Annotated in this window: 20 protein-coding genes; 3 read left to right on the top strand and 17 right to left on the bottom strand. The window is 46.0% G+C overall.

The window, feature by feature from the left end; genetic code table 11:
- Positions 1–25: 25 nt before the first annotated feature.
- The 5 genes from hemW to gpr all read right to left on the bottom strand — a co-directional run bounded on the left by hemW (position 26) and on the right by gpr (position 5755).
- Positions 26–1162 carry a radical SAM family heme chaperone HemW gene (hemW, locus tag ACTNDQ_RS04175; protein ID WP_441063875.1) on the bottom strand — a complete coding sequence of 379 codons (1137 nt, stop codon included), beginning with the start codon at positions 1160–1162 and terminating at the stop codon, positions 26–28.
- Positions 1152–1538 carry a hypothetical protein gene (locus tag ACTNDQ_RS04180; RefSeq protein ID WP_441063851.1) on the bottom strand — a complete coding sequence of 129 codons (387 nt, stop codon included), beginning with the start codon at positions 1536–1538 and terminating at the stop codon, positions 1152–1154. The genes hemW and ACTNDQ_RS04180 overlap by 11 nt, the downstream gene beginning before the upstream one ends.
- A gap of 11 nt (positions 1539–1549) precedes the next feature.
- Positions 1550–3358, bottom strand: coding sequence for a translation elongation factor 4 (gene lepA / locus ACTNDQ_RS04185; RefSeq protein WP_021651884.1), 1809 nt, complete (start codon positions 3356–3358; stop codon positions 1550–1552).
- Positions 3359–3440: 82 nt separating this feature from the next.
- Entirely contained in the window at positions 3441–4802 is a 1362-nt protein-coding gene (locus ACTNDQ_RS04190) for a stage II sporulation protein P (RefSeq protein ID WP_278795876.1), read from the bottom strand.
- Between the two features lie 23 nt (positions 4803–4825).
- Positions 4826–5755, bottom strand: coding sequence for a GPR endopeptidase (gene gpr, locus ACTNDQ_RS04195; protein WP_278795874.1), 930 nt, complete (start codon positions 5753–5755; stop codon positions 4826–4828).
- A 293-nt stretch (positions 5756–6048) separates the two neighbouring features.
- Between gpr and rpsT the strand changes: the two genes are divergently transcribed.
- A complete protein-coding gene (gene rpsT, locus ACTNDQ_RS04200; RefSeq protein WP_022426951.1) occupies positions 6049–6312 on the top strand; it encodes a 30S ribosomal protein S20 in 264 nt (87 codons plus the stop codon).
- 113 nt (positions 6313–6425) lie between these two features.
- Positions 6426–6998, top strand: coding sequence for a M48 family metallopeptidase (locus tag ACTNDQ_RS04205; protein WP_278795873.1), 573 nt, complete (start codon positions 6426–6428; stop codon positions 6996–6998).
- 3 nt (positions 6999–7001) lie between these two features.
- On the opposite strand, the gene holA is transcribed toward ACTNDQ_RS04205, so the two are convergent.
- A complete protein-coding gene (holA, locus tag ACTNDQ_RS04210) occupies positions 7002–7997 on the bottom strand; it encodes a DNA polymerase III subunit delta (protein ID WP_173733451.1) in 996 nt (331 codons plus the stop codon).
- A gap of 171 nt (positions 7998–8168) precedes the next feature.
- Between holA and ACTNDQ_RS04215 the strand changes: the two genes are divergently transcribed.
- Positions 8169–8576, top strand: coding sequence for a DUF6465 family protein (locus ACTNDQ_RS04215; RefSeq protein ID WP_118752917.1), 408 nt, complete (start codon positions 8169–8171; stop codon positions 8574–8576).
- A gap of 125 nt (positions 8577–8701) precedes the next feature.
- On the opposite strand, the gene glpK is transcribed toward ACTNDQ_RS04215, so the two are convergent.
- The 11 genes from glpK to ACTNDQ_RS04270 all read right to left on the bottom strand — a co-directional run bounded on the left by glpK (position 8702) and on the right by ACTNDQ_RS04270 (position 21026).
- Positions 8702–10201: a glycerol kinase GlpK gene (glpK, locus tag ACTNDQ_RS04220; protein WP_278795872.1), complete on the bottom strand. Its 1500-nt coding sequence runs from the start codon at positions 10199–10201 to the stop codon at positions 8702–8704.
- 51 nt (positions 10202–10252) lie between these two features.
- Positions 10253–10828 carry a glycerol-3-phosphate responsive antiterminator gene (locus ACTNDQ_RS04225; protein ID WP_015527444.1) on the bottom strand — a complete coding sequence of 192 codons (576 nt, stop codon included), beginning with the start codon at positions 10826–10828 and terminating at the stop codon, positions 10253–10255.
- Positions 10829–11041: 213 nt separating this feature from the next.
- Positions 11042–12160 carry an Ldh family oxidoreductase gene (locus tag ACTNDQ_RS04230; RefSeq protein ID WP_015527445.1) on the bottom strand — a complete coding sequence of 373 codons (1119 nt, stop codon included), beginning with the start codon at positions 12158–12160 and terminating at the stop codon, positions 11042–11044.
- Between the two features lie 141 nt (positions 12161–12301).
- Complete coding sequence (locus tag ACTNDQ_RS04235; protein WP_441063857.1) at positions 12302–13033, bottom strand: glycerophosphodiester phosphodiesterase; 732 nt, start codon at positions 13031–13033, stop codon at positions 12302–12304.
- 298 nt (positions 13034–13331) lie between these two features.
- On the bottom strand, positions 13332–13703 hold the full coding sequence (locus tag ACTNDQ_RS04240) for a DUF1667 domain-containing protein (protein ID WP_244791228.1): 372 nt from the start codon (positions 13701–13703) through the stop codon (positions 13332–13334).
- Between the two features lie 5 nt (positions 13704–13708).
- The gene (locus ACTNDQ_RS04245; RefSeq protein WP_118752936.1) at positions 13709–14995 is read right to left on the bottom strand and encodes an NAD(P)/FAD-dependent oxidoreductase; all 1287 of its coding nucleotides are present in this window, start codon (positions 14993–14995) and stop codon (positions 13709–13711) included.
- 7 nt (positions 14996–15002) lie between these two features.
- A complete protein-coding gene (locus tag ACTNDQ_RS04250) occupies positions 15003–16460 on the bottom strand; it encodes an NAD(P)/FAD-dependent oxidoreductase (RefSeq protein ID WP_015527449.1) in 1458 nt (485 codons plus the stop codon).
- Between the two features lie 465 nt (positions 16461–16925).
- Positions 16926–17642: an MgtC/SapB family protein gene (locus ACTNDQ_RS04255; protein ID WP_441063859.1), complete on the bottom strand. Its 717-nt coding sequence runs from the start codon at positions 17640–17642 to the stop codon at positions 16926–16928.
- 287 nt (positions 17643–17929) lie between these two features.
- A complete protein-coding gene (locus ACTNDQ_RS04260) occupies positions 17930–19252 on the bottom strand; it encodes an ABC transporter substrate-binding protein (RefSeq protein WP_015527452.1) in 1323 nt (440 codons plus the stop codon).
- An 89-nt stretch (positions 19253–19341) separates the two neighbouring features.
- Positions 19342–20160 carry a carbohydrate ABC transporter permease gene (locus ACTNDQ_RS04265; RefSeq protein WP_021651865.1) on the bottom strand — a complete coding sequence of 273 codons (819 nt, stop codon included), beginning with the start codon at positions 20158–20160 and terminating at the stop codon, positions 19342–19344.
- Positions 20160–21026, bottom strand: a complete 867-nt coding sequence (locus ACTNDQ_RS04270; RefSeq protein ID WP_278795869.1) for a carbohydrate ABC transporter permease — start codon at positions 21024–21026, stop codon at positions 20160–20162. Before ACTNDQ_RS04270 ends, ACTNDQ_RS04265 begins: the two co-directional genes overlap by 1 nt.
- Positions 21027–21393: the final 367 nt, after the last annotated feature.

Raw genomic sequence — 21393 nt, forward strand, 5'->3', positions numbered from 1 at the left:
AAGGTGAAAAAATCGACAAATTTTTCTACAGCAGAAAATCCGCCATCACTCCATTGCTCACATGGATTCCCTTTCTCGAAAGATATATCCTGTCTCCTTTTTGTTCCAGCATTCCGATCTCCAGATGTTTTTTCAGGACCTCTCCGTAAACGTTTTCCATATTTTTTCCGAAATATTCCGCAAACGCTTCCATTGAAACGCCCTCTGTCATCCGAAGCCCCAGAAACATAAACTCAGCCATCTCATCTGCCTCTGTAAGGCTTTCCATATTCTGACGGATCTTATCCGGAAACGCACTGTTTCCAATATATTCCTTCATATCCGCAGTATTGGAAAAACGCATATGATTCAGAAGTGAAGACGCCCCAAGTCCCAGTCCCAGATAATCGATCCTCTGCCAGTATCCCTTATTATGACGGCATTCCCGTCCGCCTCTCGCATAATTGGAGATCTCGTACTGATGAAACCCATATTCCTCCAGGATCCCTGCCGTATTCTCATACATACGGTACTCCGTATCCTCATCCGGCAATTTCAGCTTTCTCTCCCCGAAAGGAGTGCCTTCCTCAATGATCAGACTGTAGGCGGAAATATGTTCCGGAGAAAGCCCTGCCACCGTGCGGAGATTTTTTTCCCAGTCTGTATAGGTCTGTTCCGGAATGGCACTCATCAGATCGATATTGATGTTGGAAAAGCCTGCATCCCTTGCCATAAAAAAGCTCTCCTGAAACTCTTCCCACGTATGGATCCTTCCAAGGATCTTTAATTCCCGATTCTGCGGGGACTGAAGCCCCAGACTCAGCCGGTTGATCCCGTGTTCCAGATATATTTGAAGTTTTTCTTTATATAAAGTCCCCGGATTTGCTTCGATGGTGATCTCAGCATCCGGGGCCACAAAAAACTTATTTCTGATCTGATCCAGCATCTCTCCAACAAGAGACGGATCCGGCACGGAAGGTGTTCCTCCGCCGATAAAAACTGTGGTGATCTCCCTGTCCGAAAAATCCGGAACAGCGGCAATCTCCCTTTCCAGAGCCTGGAAATATTCACGCTGCCTCTCTTTTCCGGCAGGTCCGGAAAGGAAATCACAGTAATCGCATTTTTTTACACAAAACGGAACATGGATATAGAGCTCCAGCGGTTTTTTCGCCTCATTCTCCATCCATGGCTCCTTCCTCTCCACCACCACCTGATGTATCATTATCCTCATCGGAGCTTGTATCTTCACCGGCACTATCCGCATTATCCGTACTTCCGTCTGAAGCAGCCGGTGTCGGTGTCACGCCATCGATCCCCAATGCCTCGCTACCGTTTTCTGCCAGGTACTCATTGACCATTGTCAGATTTCCATTGCTCGTCACTGCATCCGGATCTACGGTTTTCGGATCAGGAGTGGCAGTCGGTTCCGGCGCTGTACTGATTTTGATCACACTTTCCTCTTCTGCATTTTTCTTCTTTGAACCACATCCGGTAAGCAGAGCTCCTGTCATAGCCAGAAGTCCTGCTGCCAGAAACAGTTTTTTTATATTTTTTTTCAAAAAGTCATCTCCTATTTATCATCCAGCTTCAGGACACTCATAAATGCCTTCTGCGGGATCTCCACGTTACCTACCTGACGCATACGTTTCTTACCTTCCTTCTGTTTTTCCAGAAGCTTCTTCTTACGGGAGATATCTCCACCGTAACACTTGGCAAGTACGTCTTTACGCATGGCTCTTACCGTCTCTCTGGCAATGACCTTGCTTCCGATAGCTGCCTGGATCGGGATCTCAAAGAGCTGTCTCGGGATCTCGTCTTTCAGCTTCTCACACATCTTTCTTCCACGCTCGTAAGCAGTATCTGCATGCACGATAAAGGAAAGAGCATCCACTTCTTCTTTATTCACAAGGATATCCAGCTTCACAAGCTCACTTCTCTCATATCCGTCCAGTTCGTAATCCAGGGATGCATAACCTCTGGAACGTGATTTCAGTGCATCAAAGAAATCATAAATGATCTCGTTCAGCGGCAGTCTGTATTTCAGGAGTGCACGGGTTTCTTCCATATATTCCATGCCTTCATACTGACCACGTCTCTCCTGGCAGAGATCCATGATCGCACCAATGAACTCTGTGGTTACCATGATCTCCGCCTTCACCATAGGCTCTTCCATGTATTCGATCTCTGAAGGATCCGGAAGGTTGGTGGGATTGGTCAGCTCGATGATCTCACCATTGGTTTTATAGACCTTATAGATAACACTCGGTGCTGTAGTTACAAGATCCAGGTTATACTCTCTCTCCAGACGCTCCTGGATGATCTCCAGATGAAGAAGTCCCAGGAAGCCGCAGCGGAAACCAAATCCAAGGGCGACCGATGTCTCCGGTTCATAATAAAGGGAAGCATCGTTGAGCTGAAGCTTCTCCAGCGCGTCACGGAGATCGCCGTACTTGGCACCATCTGCCGGATAAAGGCCACAATAAACCATAGGGTTTACCTTCTTATATCCCGGAAGTGCCTCTGCACAGGGGTTGTCCGCATCCGTTACCGTATCACCCACGCGGGTATCACGGACATTCTTGATGCTGGCTGTGATATATCCGACCATACCTGCTGTCAGCTCGTCACACGGGATAAACTGACCCGCTCCAAAATATCCAACCTCCACAACCTCCGTGGTGAATCCGGTCGCCATCATATGAATCCTCGTGCCCTTTTTCACACGTCCGTCCTTCACTCTGCAAAATACGATAACACCCTTATAAGGGTCATAAACAGAGTCGAAGATCAGAGCCTTCAGAGGTGCATCCACATCCCCCGCCGGCGCCGGGACCTTATTGACGATCTGCTCCAGAACCTGGTCTACATTCAGTCCTGTTTTTGCGGAGATCTGCGGTGCATCCTGCGCTTCAATTCCGATCACATCCTCGATTTCATTGATAACACGCTCCGGATCCGCACTTGGAAGGTCGATCTTGTTGATCACCGGAACCACATCCAGATCATGGTCCAGTGCCATATATACATTGGCAAGTGTCTGAGCTTCGATTCCCTGTGCTGCATCCACAACAAGGATCGCTCCGTCACAGGCAGCAAGGCTTCGGGAAACTTCATAGTTAAAGTCCACATGTCCCGGGGTATCGATCAGGTTAAAAATATACTCATTTCCGTCCTTGGCTTTGTATACAATACGAACCGCCTGGGATTTGATGGTGATCCCTCGTTCTCTCTCAAGGTCCATGTTATCCAGAACCTGGGCCTGCATTTCCCTCTCGGTAAGAAGTCCCGTCATCTCGATGATACGGTCCGCAAGTGTTGACTTGCCATGGTCGATATGTGCAATGATACAAAAATTCCGAATTTTACTCTGGTCTATCATTCAGGAAGTCCTCCTTAAATTTCTCTCGTATAAAGCGTTCAGAACGCATATTTTTCCATACTGCTCTTTATCATATCATATTTCAGCCTTCTTTGTCACTGCCTTTCAGAACTCTGTTTAAGATATCTGCAAATGGTTCCATGGCATTTCGGACTTCCTCCACGGTATTTGTCTGTGCTCCGGCCTCCAGAAGCAGGGCCCGTGGCTTAAGATGCAGATTATAGCGAAGACCTGCCAGATAGATCCCCCGGTAAAGATCGGGGTAATACTGTGCCGCCTGATATTCCAGCTGAAAGGAAAATGCCAGATTCTCTTCTATGTAAGGATTGGGCAGATAACTCACTGCCCCCTGACTGACTGTATAGCTTAATCCATTATAAAAAAGCAGCTGAGCAGTAGGTTTTCCATTCACCTGCGTTACCAGATGACGCTCATCCGGCACACCATCTCTGTGAAGGTCGATCACAACTTCAATGGTGGGATTTTCTTCCAGCACTTTTTCTATGGATGCCCTGGCATAATCATAAGCCTTGCTCCTGTCCAGTGTTCCTCCCATCATATCAAAGGCATCTGTTATATGAATGACCTGGTATCCATATGTTTTTTCCAGAAGTTCAGTAAGATGATCTCCCACTCCCACGATGGTGTCCTCAGTCTGTCCTTCCCTTGAATCTGCAAAAGCCTCCTGGGAATGGGTATGATAAATCAGGATCTGGGGTACCGATGAATCCTTTTTAACGGACAGATCCTCCTTCAGAAAACGGGGCGCACTGATCTGCTGCGCATTCGTTTCCGTATTGGAATCCAATATAAAAAACTGATTCATCACATAGTCAAAATCTGCCAGTTTCGCCTGAGACAAGTCAATCTGCGGATGTGGCAGTGCCACAGTCTCCTGTTCCTTCGCAGTATTTTCACCGGATCGGTTCTCCTCTGACGCTGGAGGCTCCGGTTCTGTGTTCCCCGGCTCCGTAGCTTCCTGTTCTGAACCTCCCGGCTCTGTAATTTCTGGCTCTGCAACTTCCTGTTCTGCATTTCCCTTAACAGTCTCCTTTTCATTTTTTTTGCCGTCAGGAGATTTTTTCTCTGCATCTTCCGCTTCTTTCTTTTGGATTTCTTTTTTCTTTTGAATCTCTTCTTTCTTCTGAAGGGCTTCTTTCTTCTCCGCCTCTTCCGCCTCAGCCATCAGCAGCGTCTCCTGCTCTTTTCGGTTCTCTGCTTCCACTTCTTCACCCAGATGCTCTGCGTTTTTTTCCTGCAAAAGCATCTCTGTTTCCCGGTCTCTGCCATTTTCCTTCTGCAGAGCTTTCTTTTCCAGAAAGCAATACAGCGGCAGCTGTCTGTAGATCTCACCATGCCTGAAAAAATCTCCCGGAAGGACAGCCACCACCCCCAGGAAGATCAGGCTCAAAACCACGCAGAAAGCCCTCTGGATATTCGTCACCAACGATCACCTCTTATGGTATTTTATGACCTGTCCTCTTCGATTAGACTATCGGAAAAAGCCAGATTCAGTCCCTCGGAAATGGTAAAGCTTAAATATCGTACCGTTTCATCCACATCCTTTGGTGTTACAAACATGGTGTAAAGCTTCGGTGAGATCATTTCTTCCAGAAACTCCTTCTGCTCATTTTCCTCCAGCGCCTCCAGAAGCTCTGCCATGGAATCATGGACAATAGTAGCCGCATCCACCACAGTCGGAACACCGATCCCGATCACACGGACCGAAAGATTTTCTTCATTCAGGCCTTCCCTGTGATTCCCCACGCCGGATCCCGGACTGATCCCGGTATCCGTGATCTGGATCGTCCGGTTAAGTCTTGCCGTACTTCTGGCCGCCAGCGCATCTACGGCGATCACCAAATCCGGCTTTGTCTCAGAAACAACACCCCGAACAATTTCCAAAGTTTCCATTCCGGTCTGTGCCATCACACCTGGAACGATCCCGCTGATCTGATGCATTTTCATATGTTCATTGCTCTTCAGCCCATATTCCCGGATCACATGCCTTGTCATATGAAGATTGGAAACTGCACGGGGGCCAAGGGAATCCGCAGTGATCTCCTGATTTCCAAGGCCTACCACCAGGATCGACTGCTGCCGTCCAAGATCGATCAGCTCCCTTAAATGATGTGCCACCTCTTCCGAGATCTCCCTGTGATAATCCTCATCCGGAACGGAAAGATCCGGTGCCTCAATGGTAATATAGGTTCCCTGTGGTTTTCCCATGGTCCTGGCTCCGTTTTCCGTTGTGATCCGCACTACGGTAGTCCGAACATCCTTTTCCTCATCGTATCTTTCCCTGATCTCTACTCCACGTACTTCTACGTTTTCCGCCTGAAAGCGTTCCGTTGCTTCCAGCGCCAGATCTGTTCTGATTCTGCTCCTTCCAGCCATACTCTCACCCTCTTTTTCTGTAAGATTGCAAAGACTTTTTCGCTGCTGCCTGCAGCTTTTCCGGTGTTTTCCCTTTTATTATTTCCCCTTTTTCCCATAAATATGTATCATTTCCCCTTTTCCACACAGCATCTGGTATTTTTTGCATATTTTTTTGGAATTTTTGCGAAAAACATCTTGACATTCCTGTGCACGTATAATAATATATATAAGCATGTTTCATAGGAGCGCCCGTGTCTGTTCCTGTGAATGTAATTTAATATTATATTTTTAAGGAATCGGAGGTGTACGAATTGGCTAACATTAAATCCGCAAAGAAGAGAATCTTAGTTAACAGCACTAAGGCTGCAAGAAACAAAGCAATCCGTTCTGCAGTTAAGACTTCCATCAAGAAAGTTGAGACAGCAGTTGAGAATAAGGATAAGGCAGCTGCAGAGGTTGCTCTTAAGGACGCAATCTCCACAATCAGCAAAGCTACATCCAAGGGCGTTTATCACAAAAATAACTGCGCCAGAAAGATTTCCCGTCTTTCCAAAGCTGTCAACAGCATTGCGTAATAGACCACGGAATATTTTAGTTATAAGCTTATAAGTAAAAGGAAAGACAGTCGAACCGTCAGCGACTGTCTTTTTTGTATATAGATTTCTGCATTGACCAAAAGGAGTTTTTTATGATATCCCATCCCTTTCCCTACCGCATTATCCGCAGCAGTCGGAAAACCCTGGCGATCCAGGTCAGCGTTTCCGGTCAGGTAACTGTCCGCGCTCCACACACAATGCCAGATTCCACCATCCATCGTTTTCTCTCACAGAAAGAAAGCTGGATCCTGGAGCATCTCTCACACGCTGCCACTGAGCCGGCACAGCCCCAGGCTGAAAACCCGCCTCTTTCAGAATTCCGCCGCAGTTATTATATGGAATCCGCCAGAAAAATATTCAAAAGAAAAACCGCAGCCTACGCCAGAAAAATGGGCGTAACCTACGGCCGTATCACGATCCGGGAACAAAAAAACCGCTGGGGAAGCTGCACCAGCGAAGGAAACCTGAATTTCAACTGGCGGCTGATCTTCGCCCCGGAAAAAGTCCTGGATTATGTTGTAGTACACGAACTTTCCCACAGAAAAGAAATGAATCATTCCCCTGCCTTTTATGCAGTGGTGGCATCTGTGATGCCGGAGTATAAAGCCTGCGAAAAATGGCTCAGGGACAACGGAGCGACCCTGTGGCAGAACCCGTCTCCGTAAAACTCAGGCTCTCACTGCTCTCGCCGAGCTGTACTTCACGATCAGAAGCTCCACGCTGAGCACATCTCCAAGTGTACCTGTCTTTACCGCCTCTTCCGCATCCACAAAATCCCGCACAGCATTCTCCAGCTCTTCCACAGTGTAGGATCTAGCACAGGATGCCAGATTCCGCACAACAAAAGAGGGTACTCCCAGTTTGGAAGCGATCTCGGTTTGAGAAAGACCCTCCTGTGACATTTTCTTGGTCAGGCAGATCTGACGAAACTGTTTCGCCAAAAGAAACAATATACGCATCGGCGGTTCCCGAAGAGTCAGAAGGTCATAGTACAGATCCAGGGCCCGCTTCTGGTTCTTCTCCGTCACCGCACGCACCATATCAAAGATCTTATTGGTTGTCTGCGTGGTACAGACAGCCTGGATATCTGCAGCCGTCACAACATCTCTTCCGACCGTATAGGAGATCAGCTTTTCCAGCTCCATCCTTATATTTCCCATATCTGTTCCCGTCATGGTCAGCAGAAGCTCCACATCTTTCTGGGTGATCCTGCGGCCATTTTTTCCAAGGATCCCTGCTGCCCACCGCATAAGAGTCTTTTCATCCTGCTGTTTAAATTCCCCGATGCTGCCGCAGGCTTTTACCGCCTTGTACATACGGCTTCTTTTATCTACTTCAGACTCGCAGAACACCAGATACAGATAATCAGGCAGAGCTTTCATATAATCTGCCAGTTCCTCGCATTTGTTCTTAAAGAATCCCGTATCCTCAAGAAGGACTACTCTTCGCTCTGCAAAAAAAGGCATGGTATCACAAAGACTCAAAAGCTCCCGGACATCGATCCCCTTCCCCTCATATCTGGTAAAATTCATGGTATCATCGTCCGGGTTCAGAGCCTTCACCAGATTTCTTTTATATTGTTGTTTCAGATAGGCTTCCTCACCGTAAAGGAGATATGCCTGCTTAAATTTTCCTGTTTTAATATCTTCCTGAATATTCTTCAATCTCTGTACCCCTGTCTGATTTTCTCTGTAATCCAGTTTATACGACAACTGCCGGAAATGCAACACCCAAACAAAAATTTGACTTTCCACCGGATTTATGCTACTGTAAACAGGTACATATTCCGGCAGATCCGTTCTGTCAGCGAAATATGTGGAAGGGAGTGTTCCATTATGGAAAAAAGAAGAAACAGCAGAACAAGCAACCTGAAGAGCGCAACCACCAAGGCCAAAGCTACCGTGAAATCAACTGTAGAAAAAATTGAAAAAACACCTGCAGCTGAAAAAACCGTTAAAGCAGTCAAAAAGGCAACAGAGACTGTAGCAGCCAAGGCACCAGAAGTAGTAGAAGAAGTTAAGAACACTGTAAAAAATCATAAGATCAGCGGCATCACACTTGAAATTTTTGAGACATCCATCACAGTTGCCGACCTTGAGGCAGCTGTTAAGAAAGATGCAGAAGCAAAGGGCCTGAAAGGCAAAGAGCTCCACATCTATGTAAATGCAGAAGAAAGAGCAGCTTACTACACTGCTGACGGAGCGGGTTCCGACGATTACAGGATCGATCTGACCACTCTGTAAGCTCCGGCGGATCTGTTCCGCGATCGCTTATATGCCGGTCTGTCTGTGACATTCCGGAAACGCAAAAAAGCCATGCACAGGACATTTTCATCCGGTCCCGCTGCATGACTTTTCTTTTTTATCTTTTACTGGATCTTTTTGATCCAGTCTCTGGAGCAGCCTACTGCAGCTCTCCAGCCTTTTACCATGGCATTTCGCTTCTCGTCATCGATCTCCGTGCGGAAAATACGTTCCACATCACGGCTTTTCAGTACTGCCTCCTTGCTTTCCCAGAATCCCACAGCAAGACCTGCCAGATATGCGGCACCAAGAGCAGTTGTCTCAATACATTCCGGACGTTCTACAGCCACATTACTGATATTGGCCTGAATCTGCAGAAGAAGGTTGTTTGCACTTGCTCCGCCGTCTACACGAAGAACTGCAAGGTCACTTCCTGCATCTTCCTTCATAACTTCCAGCACATCATTGACCTGATATGCAAGTGATTCCAAAGTCGCACGCACAATATGATACTTATTTACACCACGGGTCAGCCCCACGATCGTGCCGCGGGCATACTGATCCCAGTAGGGAGCTCCAAGTCCCGTAAACGCAGGCACGACGTAGCAGCCGTTTGCATCCGGTACCTTTCCCGCAAAATACTCGGTATCCGATGCGGAATCCACCAGATGAAGCTCATCACGAAGCCACTGGATCGCAGCACCAGCCACAAATACGGATCCCTCCAGAACATAAGTGATCTCTCCGTTAAGTCCCCATCCGATGGTCGTAACCAGCCCGTTATTGGAAAATACCGGTTTATCTCCTGCATTCATCAGAAGAAAGCCACCGGTTCCATATGTATTCTTGGTTTCACCTTTCTCAAAGCAGGCCTGTCCGAACAGCGCCGCCTGCTGGTCCCCGGCAGCACCGGCTACCGGGATCCTTCCACCGAAAAAGGATGGATCTGTCTCACCATAAATCTCACTGGACTCTTTTACCTGCGGGAGCATGCATTTCGGAATATCAAGCTCCTCCAGGATCTCATCATCCCACTCCAGTGTATTGATATTGAACATCATCGTTCTGGATGCATTGGAATAATCTGTTACATGAACAGCTCCCTTGGTCAGCTTCCAGATCAGCCAGGTCTCCACGGTACCAAACAGAAGCTCTCCCTTCTCTGCTCTTTCGCGGGCACCCTCCACATTATCCAGGATCCATTTTACCTTGGTGGCAGAAAAATACGCATCGATAACAAGTCCTGTTTTCTGACGGAATTTTTCTTCCAGTCCCTTTGCTTTCAGGCTGTCGCAGTATTCTGAGGTTCTCCTGCACTGCCATACGATGGCATGATAAACCGGCTGTCCCGTATTCTTATCCCAGACAATGGTGGTCTCTCTCTGATTGGTGATACCGATCGCCGCAATATCCTCTGCCGTTGCCTCAACCTGGTTCATAGCCTCTCTGGCAACAGAAAGCTGTGTGGACCAGATCTCACCTGCATCATGCTCTACCCATCCCGGTTTCGGAAAATGCTGGATAAACTCCTTCTGCGCCACACTGCGGATCCTTCCGCTTTCATCAAAAAGAATACAGCGGTTACTGGTCGTTCCGGAATCCAGCGCCATAACATATTTTGCCATATAAAAATCCTCCAATACATTTCTTGGCTGCGGCTCAATGCCTCTGCAGCCTCATAATTCCCATACCTTCTGATTTGTAGTGGAAACCGCTGCTGCCCCCGCACCCAGGGCTCCCATCACATCCTCCTTATCGGAGATCAAACCGCCTGCGATCACAGGCACCTTGCTTGTTTTACATATCTGTTTAAGAATCTTCGGCATCAGCCCCGGCAGAACCTCTACCACATCCGGCAGCTGCTCATGCTGATTTCCCAGATTCTCAATATTCTTAATCGCCATGGAATCAATAAGGAAAAAACGCAGAACTGTATACATTCCAAGCTTCTTCGCCCTGTTGATCATGGATGCTTTTGTTGAAATGATCCCATCTGCATGGATATTTTTACAAATATAATCCACAGAAACCTCTTTTGAGCTTAAACCTGTGATCAGGTCTATATGTGCCATCGCGATCTTCCCCGCCTGGTGGATCCGCTCCACAATTCCCCCAATAGAACGGATATCTCCATACAGGATAAAGATCACGGTAAGCTCCTCCCTGCCCAGACAGTTCTGAAGCCCCTGCTCATCCTTTACAGCCGCTATGATCGGGTTCGCCTCGATCGCGTCCAGAAATTCTTTGTTCATCTTCTCTCTTCCTCCGCAATGTTCACAAAATATCATCCTATCTCCGCGCATTGTTTGAAGATATTATTCTTATTGTATCAGTTTATTGCTTCAAAGACCAGACACATTTGCCAAATATATCTGTTTCATTTCCGGCTGTATTACAATTCTCAGACAATCTTCTTCTCTGGCAAAAGAAGGGAAGCCCCTATGGACTTCCCTTCTGCAGATACATTATTTCTCAAACGGGAATTTGAACTGTGTAAGTCCGAATTCATCGCGAAGTCCGATAAACTCTTTCTGAACTGCCTCTGTCACCGGAACTCCCTTATCCTTACGATACATCCATACATCATATTCCTTCTCGCCTGCTGTGTAGATACGTTCCTGTCCAGGAGCCTTCTCGGAGCCTCTCAGGTCTCTCAGGATATCACCGCATGTTTTCTTGAATGCCTCTGCACCCATAAATGCCTCTGTGTCGATAGCAATAAAGAAATGTCCAAGATGATATGGACGGATCTTTCCTTCCTCATCCTTACCATCCAGAGCTTTCAGGAAGAGACCGGACTGAAGAGCAGCGGAAAGGATCTCAACAACCGTAGAGTATCCGTATCCCTTATATCCTCCGGTTGTCTCACCAAATCCACCGAGAGGAGCAAGTGCTGCCTGCTGGCTTCTGATCTTCTTAAGGATCTCTGCACTATCTGTAAGCTCCTCTCCTTCTCTGGAAATAACAAGACCCTTAGGAGTATCATGGTTGATACGTGCGTAGTATTCGATCTTGCCATTCTGGATAACAGATGTTGCACAGTCCAGTGTAAACGGGAACGGCTCATCTGTAGGCATACTAAATGTCAGTGGGTTGGTTCCAAGCATATTCTCAACACCAAATGTCGGTGCAACGGATGGTCTTGCGTTGGTACCGCTGATACCGATCATATTCTCTTTTGCTGCGAGACCTGTCCAATATCCTGCGATTCCATAATGAGAAGAGTTACGGACTGCAACCATACCCATGCCGTATTTATGTGCTTTTTCAATACACATGTCCATAGCTTTCTTGCTGGCTACCATTCCCATACCATCGTTAGCATCAAGAACTGCAGTTGTCGGTGTCTCTTTAAGAATATCGATCTTTGTTACAGGATTTAAGATTCCGGATTTGATACGGTCGATATAGATCGGTTTAAAGCGGTTGCAGCCATGGCTCTCGATTCCACGTCTGTCACTTTCCAGAAGTACATCAGCGCAAAGTCTTGCATCCTCTGTTGGAACTCCCATTTTCTCAAATACTGCAGTCATAAAATCGTCTGCAAGCTGCCAGGAAATAAAAGGTCTTGTTTCTTTCTCCATTGTAAAAATCCTCCATATACATTATTATAGTTTTTTTATTTTGCTTATATAGATCTGCAGCAGGACCCCCTCCTGCCGGAGATTTCAAATTTAGCCTGCCTCCTGTATGTACCTTACAGAAAGCGTCTTTGCATTACAGTTTCAATCCTCGTCTGCCACTGCTCTTCCTCTGTCCGGATAATTGGTAATGATGGAGTTTACTCCCCATTTCTTCATCCTTCTCATATCCTCTTCCTCGTTTACAGTCCAGACATTCACCCCGATCCCGTTCTGGGAACAGCTGCGTACATGTTCTTCCTTCAGGTATTCCAGATTCGGATGATAATACTGCACATCGCAGGTTCTTGCATAAACCCCTGCATTATCCACATATTTCTCTACCAGAAAGCCTCCTGCAATAGTCTCATCACTCTGTCTGCACAATACAATGGATGCGTTATTGAAAGAGGAAAGGATGATCCGATCCTCCAGACCATATTCGCAGATCATATCAATGACCTTCTCTTCCATACCACCATAATAATAAATACTGTTCTTCAGCTCGATGTTTGTGATCAGATCTTCCTCCTCTGCCATCCACTCCAAATACTCTCTCAGAGTCGGAATCTGAAGCCTGCCGAATTTTCCGGCAAACTTATCCGGATAACTGCAATCCAGTTTACACAGCTCAGCATATGTAAGATCATAGATATACCCGTTTCCATCCGTGGTACGGTCAACCTTCTCATCGTGCATGATCACCGGAACCAGATCCTTGGTCAGCTGCACATCAAGCTCGATCCCCTCGCAGCCAGCCTCCACAGCCTTCTGAAACGCCAGCATTGTATTCTCCGGATATTCTCCGCTGAAACCACGATGTCCAAATACTTTCATTCTAATCATCCTCCATTCAATGCATTACATCATTGTGAGCATTTTTGATAATTCATATTTCTAATTATATCATAGCGTTTATTTATTTTCAACATTTTTTATCAATTTTTATATATTTTTTTGTTATTTTTTAATTAATTATTCTTTTAAGAGCTAATATTTTTTGTGCATTTTGTATATTTTATTTCATGGCAAACAAAGCGATAAAAAAGCCTTTTCAGGTTTATTTTATTCGCTTTGTCTGCCGGAGGGCTGACATATTATAAGCATACAGTTTGCCATATATATCCTTTGCAGATCACTGTATGATCTGCTTCACATTTCCTGTAGCCACGATATCCACGCCTGTGCCTGCTACATTCTCCAGGATCACGTCCCCGATCTGAACCGGCGCTTCCACACATACATCCCGCAGCGCTTCCACACAGTCAAAAATCTTTCCTTTCGGAATATCCTGTGCTGTCTTTACTGACACCACCGGCATACTTCCATTCTTCACACGAACGGTCGTTGTCACGATCCTGGTCGGATCTGTCACTTCCTTCACTGCATATTCCGCACCTTTTTTACAGGTATTTCCTGTGACGGAAATGATTTCTTTTCCATTCATTTCCACCAGAAGGGCGCATCCCATAGGACATCCGATACAAGTAAGATTCCTTTTTTCCATTTTCATCACTCCTCCACCTGGATCACAAGTTCATGTTTATCCTGTTTCTGTTTTCCTTCCAGAATGGAAAGAAGCTGTTCTTTTTTCAATTTGATCTGTTCCATCTCTCCGGGTGCTGCCACCTGTTTTTTTCTGGAAAAGATCCGTTCTCCATCCAGATATGCACGGATGTAACAATTTTTATATACATTTCCCACACGGAAGCGGACCAGCTGCTCCTCCGCCATATGACCGATACGGATCTCAGACGGCACTGTATAGCGGACTCCGTTTTGGGGCGAAAGCGTGATCTTTATCTCTTCCGGTATTTTGTCCTCTCCATTGTTGTTTATATAGAGAGCCGCATTTCTTCCTGCATTGCCGGCTTCCTCCGAAACAAAATCCACCAGATCATGAACATGAAGAACATTTCCGCAGGCAAAAATACCTTCTACATTTGTCTCCAGACTTTCATTTACCACCGGTCCGGAAGTCACATTGCTCAGCTTCACACCTGCCTGTCCGGAAAGCTCATTCTCCGGGATCAGACCAACAGAAAGAAGAAGCGTATCGCATTCAAAAAATTCCTCTGTACCGGGAATCGGGCGTCTGTTTTCATCTACCTCTGCAAGAGTGATTCCTTCCACACGCTCTTTTCCTTTTATGTCAACCACTGTATGGCTAAGCTTCAACGGGATACCAAAGTCATCCAGGCACTGCACGATATTTCGCTTCAGGCCTCCGGAATATGGCATCAGCTCTGCCACTGCCTTAACCTCTGCGCCTTCCAGCGTCATACGTCTGGCCATGATCAGTCCGATATCACCGGATCCCAGGATCACTACTTTTTTTCCCGGCATAAATCCTTCCATATTTACAAGGCGCTGTGCTGTTCCTGCTGAATAAATGCCTGCCGGTCGATATCCCGGAATGTTCAGTGCACCTCGCGGTCTCTCTCTGCAGCCCATGGCAAGGATCACAGCTTTTGCCCGGATCTGATACATTCCCTCCTGGCGGCTCATGGCAGTGATCACCTTATCCTGGCTGATATCCATGACCATGGTGTTCAGCCGGTACTCGATCTGCTGCTCTTTTACCATCCGGATAAAACGTGCCGCATATTCCGGTCCTGTCAGCTCCTCCTGAAATGTATGAAGGCCAAATCCATTATGGATACACTGATTCAGGATCCCGCCCAGCTCCTTATCACGCTCCAGGATCAGGATACTCTCTGCTCCCTCTTTCTTTGCAGCCAGGGCTGCTGCCAGTCCTGCAGGGCCTCCGCCTATGATCACGATATCTCTCTTCACCATAATCTTATCATTCATGGTTCTCGCCCTCCTCTGCAATTTTCTTGTTGATTCCTTCGATCAGTCTGGAAGCTCCGCCTGTTTTTGTGATCTCCTCCATGGAAATGCCAAGCTCTCGGCTGAGGATTTCCATTGTTCTGGGAGAGCAGAAGCCTGACTGACATCTTCCCATTCCTGCTCTTGTACGGCGTTTTACTCCGTCCAGGGATTTCGCTCCAAGCGGTCTTCGGATCGCATCCAGGATCTCTCCCTCAGAGATCATCTCACATCTGCAGATGATATTTCCATATTCCGGTGATCTTTTGATCAGCTCATTTCTTTCTTCCAGAGAAAGCTCTGACGGATCCAGGATCCCTTTTCTCACCGGATCAAAATCCGGATTTACTTCCGGATGTAATTTTTCTTTTACGATGTCAGCAACCATACAGCCAATGGCCGGTGAGCTGGTAAGTCCCGGAGATGCGATTCCTGCACAATCGATAAATCCGGGAGCATCCTCCACCTCTTCGATCACAAAATCCATACCGTCCTCGATAGCTCGAAGCCCTGCAAAGCTTGTGATCACCTTCCGCAGTGGAATATCCTTTACTGTTTTCCGGGATTTGGCACTTACTTCCTCCATCCCCTCTGATGTAGTCGCTGTTTCCTCCCGATCCTCCAGATCCGTAGCTGTAGGCCCGATCAGAAGATTACCGTGAACAGTCTGTGTTACCAGAACTCCTTTTCCGTTCTTATTTGGAAGTGCAAAGATCGTATGATTCACATGTGTTCCTGCACTTTTATCAAGAAGCATATACTCACCCTTACGAGGAGTGATATGCAGTTTTTTCTCACTTACCATATTATGAAAAACATCCGCATAGACACCGGCAGCATTGACGATACAGCCTGTCTCAAGATCACCCTTTGAGGTTTCCACAACAAAACCTTTTTCCTGTTTTCGGATGTTCTTTACTTCTGTGTCAAATTTAAATTCCACACCATTGTTATATGCATTCTCTGCCATTGCAATGTTCAGCTCAAAGGGACAGACAATTCCGGCTGTCGGTGCATACAGCGCTGCCAGCACCTGATCAGACAGATTCGGCTCCATGGCAAGTGCCTCTTCTCTGTCAAGGATCCTCAGTCCCTCTACTCCGTTTTTCAGTCCTCTTTCACGCAGCTTATGCAGCATGGCGATTCCATTCTCAGTTGTACAGACAGTCAGTGAACCAGTCTGTTTAAAAGGAAAATCCAGTTCCTTCGAAAGCTGTCCCATCATATTGCTGCCCTTCACATTCAGTTCCGCCATAAGGCTTCCCGGTTCTGCATCATAACCGGAATGAGCGATTCCGCTGTTTGCCTTGGAAGTTCCACAGCATACATCCTCTTCTCGCTCCAGAACGCAGATTTTCAGCCGATATCTTGAAAGCTCTCTCGCTGCTGCCGCTCCGGAAACTCCTGCTCCGATAATGATCACATCATACATAGATCTGTTTCTCCTTTCCTGTTTACGGATCTTCTGAACTGTCCCCGGCTTTCTCTGCGCCGGAAACAGCAGAATATCCGTTGCAACACAAGCATTGCCGTCCGCAGGTATATATTCTGCGAGGAGTACTGCTTACGAACAGCAATCTTTCAAGTGAATATGCCATTATTTTTATGCCGTAACCCTTTGTAACCCTTGTAATCCTTTTGAAACATTAACATTTGCGCATAAAAATAGCCGGCATAAAAACACACTTATCCATGTGTCTTCATGCCGGTCTCTGTTCTCAATGGCATTCTCTGTATTCAGCAAGCTGAATCAGATTCCTTCTTCACTTTGCATCCATTGTATCAGACTATTCTTCATATTTCAAGTACATTTTTCGTAAAATACATCGTTTTTTCTTTAACATGCTCTTAACTTTCTCAAAAACATGATAAATTTCATTGTATTCCCGATTCCCGATCATATTTCCTCCACAGAAATAACTCCTTCCTGCTGTCTTACCTCACGAAATACAGTATGGCGTGCTTTCCATTTGGCAGCCTCCATTGTTGCCTGGATCACCACACTCTGTGTTTTGGATCTCTTTTTGATGATAACTACGTTGGAGATCAGGATGTCCTCTTCCCGGAGCTTCTTTATGACCATACTCATCTTGTCTTCATTTTCAAACTCCATATATACGTCATAGGTATTGGAATGCTCTTCCACATAAACCTCTATATATTTCGCATATTTGAACACCAGAATAAGCCCCAGCGTGGTCAAGATCGCACCGCTGTAAAAGCCGATTCCCACAGCAAGTCCGATACACGCAGAAGTCCAAAGACTGGCCGCTGTCGTAAGACCGGATACATGTCTCTGTCCGGTCACAATGATGGTTCCCACTCCAAGAAAACCAATCCCGCTGACAACCTGTGCGCCAAGTCGTGCAGTATCTCCGATTCCTGCCCCATTAGAATATACATGGATAAAATCGCCCGTCATCATAACCAGAGTTGCCCCCATACAGACGATCATATGTGTTTTTACACCTGCCACACGCTTCTTCATTCCACGATCAATACCGATCAGACATCCAAGAAACATCGCAAGAATCAGCCGAAACAGCGTCGATCCCATATTTAAAGTGTGCAAATAATCCGATATTACATTACATGCTCCGAGAATTCCGCCCATAAATTTGCTCCTTTCCTGTTGTAACATTATTTTCTGCCGGTGATAACGCCAATAGCGCATCACTTCATTTTGCCCTGCATGAACGCCGCAGGCCACACTCCTCCATTCGAAAGCTGTCTAGTCAGCCGGACTCACTCCGTCCGTCTCACTACACAGTTTTTCATATGATCCTATACCCCGGATATACATGATCTGTAGTCTCACAGCATATAAAACAGCAGGGATACCGGCGCCCGGCGGCGGTATCCCTATCTGTTGCTCTATCTACTGATCAGAGGGCATTCTGATTATTTAATAGACTCGTTATAGTTCTCGATCGCTTTGTTTACAGAAGCTGCAAGCTGATCAACAGCGTCCTGAGTTGTAAGCTTGCCATCATATACCTGCGGCATGATCTCGTTGAATGTAAGACGGGCTTCTGTCTGTACACCGGAGAGAACACCTGCTGTATTGCAGTTTACAGGAGAATCCTTCAGCTGGTTGATAGCTGTCTCGAAGTTCGGGTTTTCTTTGAGGTAAGCCTTCATATCCTCTGTCTCATAAGCTTTCTCGTTGATCGCAAAGTATCCTGTACCCATGGACCATTTAGCCTGTACATCAGGAGTTGTGATGTACTCGATGAATTTCCATGCTGCATCTTCGTTAGCTTCGTTGCCTGTATCTGTAAGCCACAGGGATCCACCACCGATGATAACGCCGCCTTCATCATTCTGCTCGATTCTCGGAAGATATCCTGTACCAACTTCGAACGGAGAAGAATCAACTGCATTTTTCAGGATAGCAGTAGACTCGATGATCATACCAACCTGTCCGGAGAAGAATGCTGTCTGAGTATCTGCTGTTGTTGTTCCGTAATCTTCGAAATATCCGGAATCATACAGCTTTTTCCACATATCAAATACTTTCAGGCCGCCGCCGTTGGAATCAAAATCAACAGCTGTAACTGCCTCTTTACGTCCATTGTCATTGTTTCCGTATGTTACACCAAGTCCTGCAAGCTGCTGCTCAAAGAACCATCCGTAAATAGCCTGTGAATAACCAACCGGAGCTGCTCCGCTCTCTACGATCTTCTTGGCATCCTCAAGAACCTCATCATAAGTTGTCGGCGGAGTTTCAGGATCAAGTCCTGCTGCCTCAAATACGTCTTTGTTGTAATACAGCATAGGTGTGGATACGTTAAATGGCATTGCATACTGCTTGCCGTCTACGGTATAGTAGCTGCTGATAACCTCCATAACAGAGCTCTTATCATAGCCTGTGCTCTCAAATTTGTCTTCTACAGGAATGACAGCACCACTGTCATACATGAACTTTGTTCCTACGTCATACATCTGGCAGACATCCGGAAGACCGGAGTCACTCTGCATAGCAGCTTTCAGTTTTGTGATGGTATCATCATAGGTTCCCTGATACTCAGCTTTAATCTCGATCTCATCCTGGGATGCGTTGAAATCATCCACGATCTGCTGAAGCACCTCACCGTTTGTGCCGCCCATTGCATGCCAGAATGTAAGTGTTGTTTTCTCAGCTGCACTTACTGAGCACGGAGCTGCCAGAGATGCAGCCATGATTCCTCCTAAAAGAATCGCCATCCATTTTTTGTTGTTCATATAGAAACCCTCCTTTTATAATGGTCCGACCCGCCCCAATACAGGTCGGACAAATTAACATTTTTGCTACTTGCTCTTATGTGATTGGATCAACCCTTAACAGCACCTGCTGTCAGACCACTGATCATCTGCTTCTGACCAATGATAAATACAAGGATCGACGGAATCAGGATAACCATAGCACCAGCCATAACCGGTCGGAAGTCTGTTGCCTCAGCCCCCTGAAGCATACCAAGACCGATCTGAACTGTTCTCATATTTACACTGTCAGTTACAAGCAGTGGCCACAGATAATAGTTCCAGCTCTGAAGGAATACATAGATGATCAGAGCACCCAGTGATGGTTTAATAAGCGGAACACCGATGGTATATAAGAACTTGAAATTTGTACATCCGTCAATCTCTGCCGCTTCATGGATCTCCTTCGGCAGTGTCAGGAATGCCTGGCGCATGTTGAATACCGCAAAAGCTGCTGCTGCATTAGGAAGGATCAGCGCTGCGTATGTATTACGAATACCCCAGTCAGCAATAGTCAGGTAGTTTGCGATGATGATCGCCTGGCTCGGGATCATCATGGTTGCCAGCATAATATAGAACAGAACCTTTTTGCCTTTGAACTCCATCATTGCAAAAGCATATGCTGCAAGAGCACCTGTAACGACCTGAGCAAATGTGATAACACCGGATACGATCAGTGAGTTCTTAATGAAGGTAAAGAACGGTGCAAGCTGAAATGCTCTTGTGTAGTTCTCGATAGTCAGATGGGACGGCCAGAACTTTCCGCCGTAGATCTCCTTCAGATCCATCATACTAACATTGAAACAGTAGATAACAGGAACAATAATAATAATTGCAAAAATAATATTCAGCGCATACATCGCCACTTTTACATATGGTTTTTCTTTCATCAGTAGGTCACCTTCTTTTCCAGTCTAAACTGCAGTGCAGTCAGGATGATCAAAATAACAAACAGAATTACGGATTCTGAACAGGCCACACCGAAACGGCTGTTGATAAATGCCTCCTGGTAAATCTCATACACGATAACGTTGGTACTCTCTGCCGGTCCGCCCTGGGTCATCATCTTGAACTCTGCGTATGCCTGTACGGAGTTGATGACATTGATGATGAGAAGGAAGAACAGTGTCGGAGAGATTGACGGAATCGTTACATGACGGTGCTTCTGGAAGAAATTCGCTCCATCCAGGGCAACGCTCTCATAAAGCTCAGCCGGTACACTCTGGATCGCTGCAGTAAGGTAAATGAAATTCATACCGATCGCCATCCATACACTAACGATCGTAACTGCGATCAGTGCATATTTCTTATCTGTCAGCCATCCGATATGAGTTCCGAGAGCCTTGTTCAGGATACCCAGAGAGCTGTGGAAAATAAACATGAACACTACAGATGCCGCTGCTGCGGAAATAGCCATCGGAAGTGCATATACAGTACGGAAAAATCCCTTTGCCCTGATCTTCTCTGTACTGATGATCGCCAGTATAAAACCGATCACAATAGAAAGGATAACTCGCATAACAGAGAATTTCAGTGTTGTCTCCAAACTGTTAAGGAACGTTCCATCTGTAAAAATATTCGTATAGTTGTCTAGCCCTACATACTGTGCCACCTGACCAAGAGGTGTGGTTCTGGCAAAACTCAGTCGGATCGTCTTAACGAACGGCCAGAATACAAACAGTATAAAAAGGATCATTACAGGAACCAGATAGAGATAAGGCTCCACTGTCCTGAAAAAAGATTTTTTACTTTTCATTGTATATCACCTGCTTTTCATAAATTTACGTACTACCGATCAGCTGCATCATCACGATATCTCTGTCCCCCTGACAGTGCTGATCATGTTGCTCATTACACATTCTGCTGAAAAACATTTCCGTTATATCTTCCAGCAATTACCCCAATACATTAAGCAAAACTCTCATTTACGTTCTGCTGTCAAAAATGCCCTCTCACTACCCTCCTTTGTATTTGCGTGTTTGTTATCTTTACCAACTTTTTACCAAATGATAACACATTTCTTGCATATAATCAACAGTTATTTTCCTATTTTTCAATATTTATTTATTTGTTTTAGACAATTATCATTTGATAATAATTATTTTTTTATCTATTTTATACAA

The sequence above is a fragment of the Blautia massiliensis (ex Liu et al. 2021) genome (genome assembly GCF_052064225.1).
Taxonomy (GTDB): domain Bacteria; phylum Bacillota; class Clostridia; order Lachnospirales; family Lachnospiraceae; genus Blautia_A; species Blautia_A fusiformis.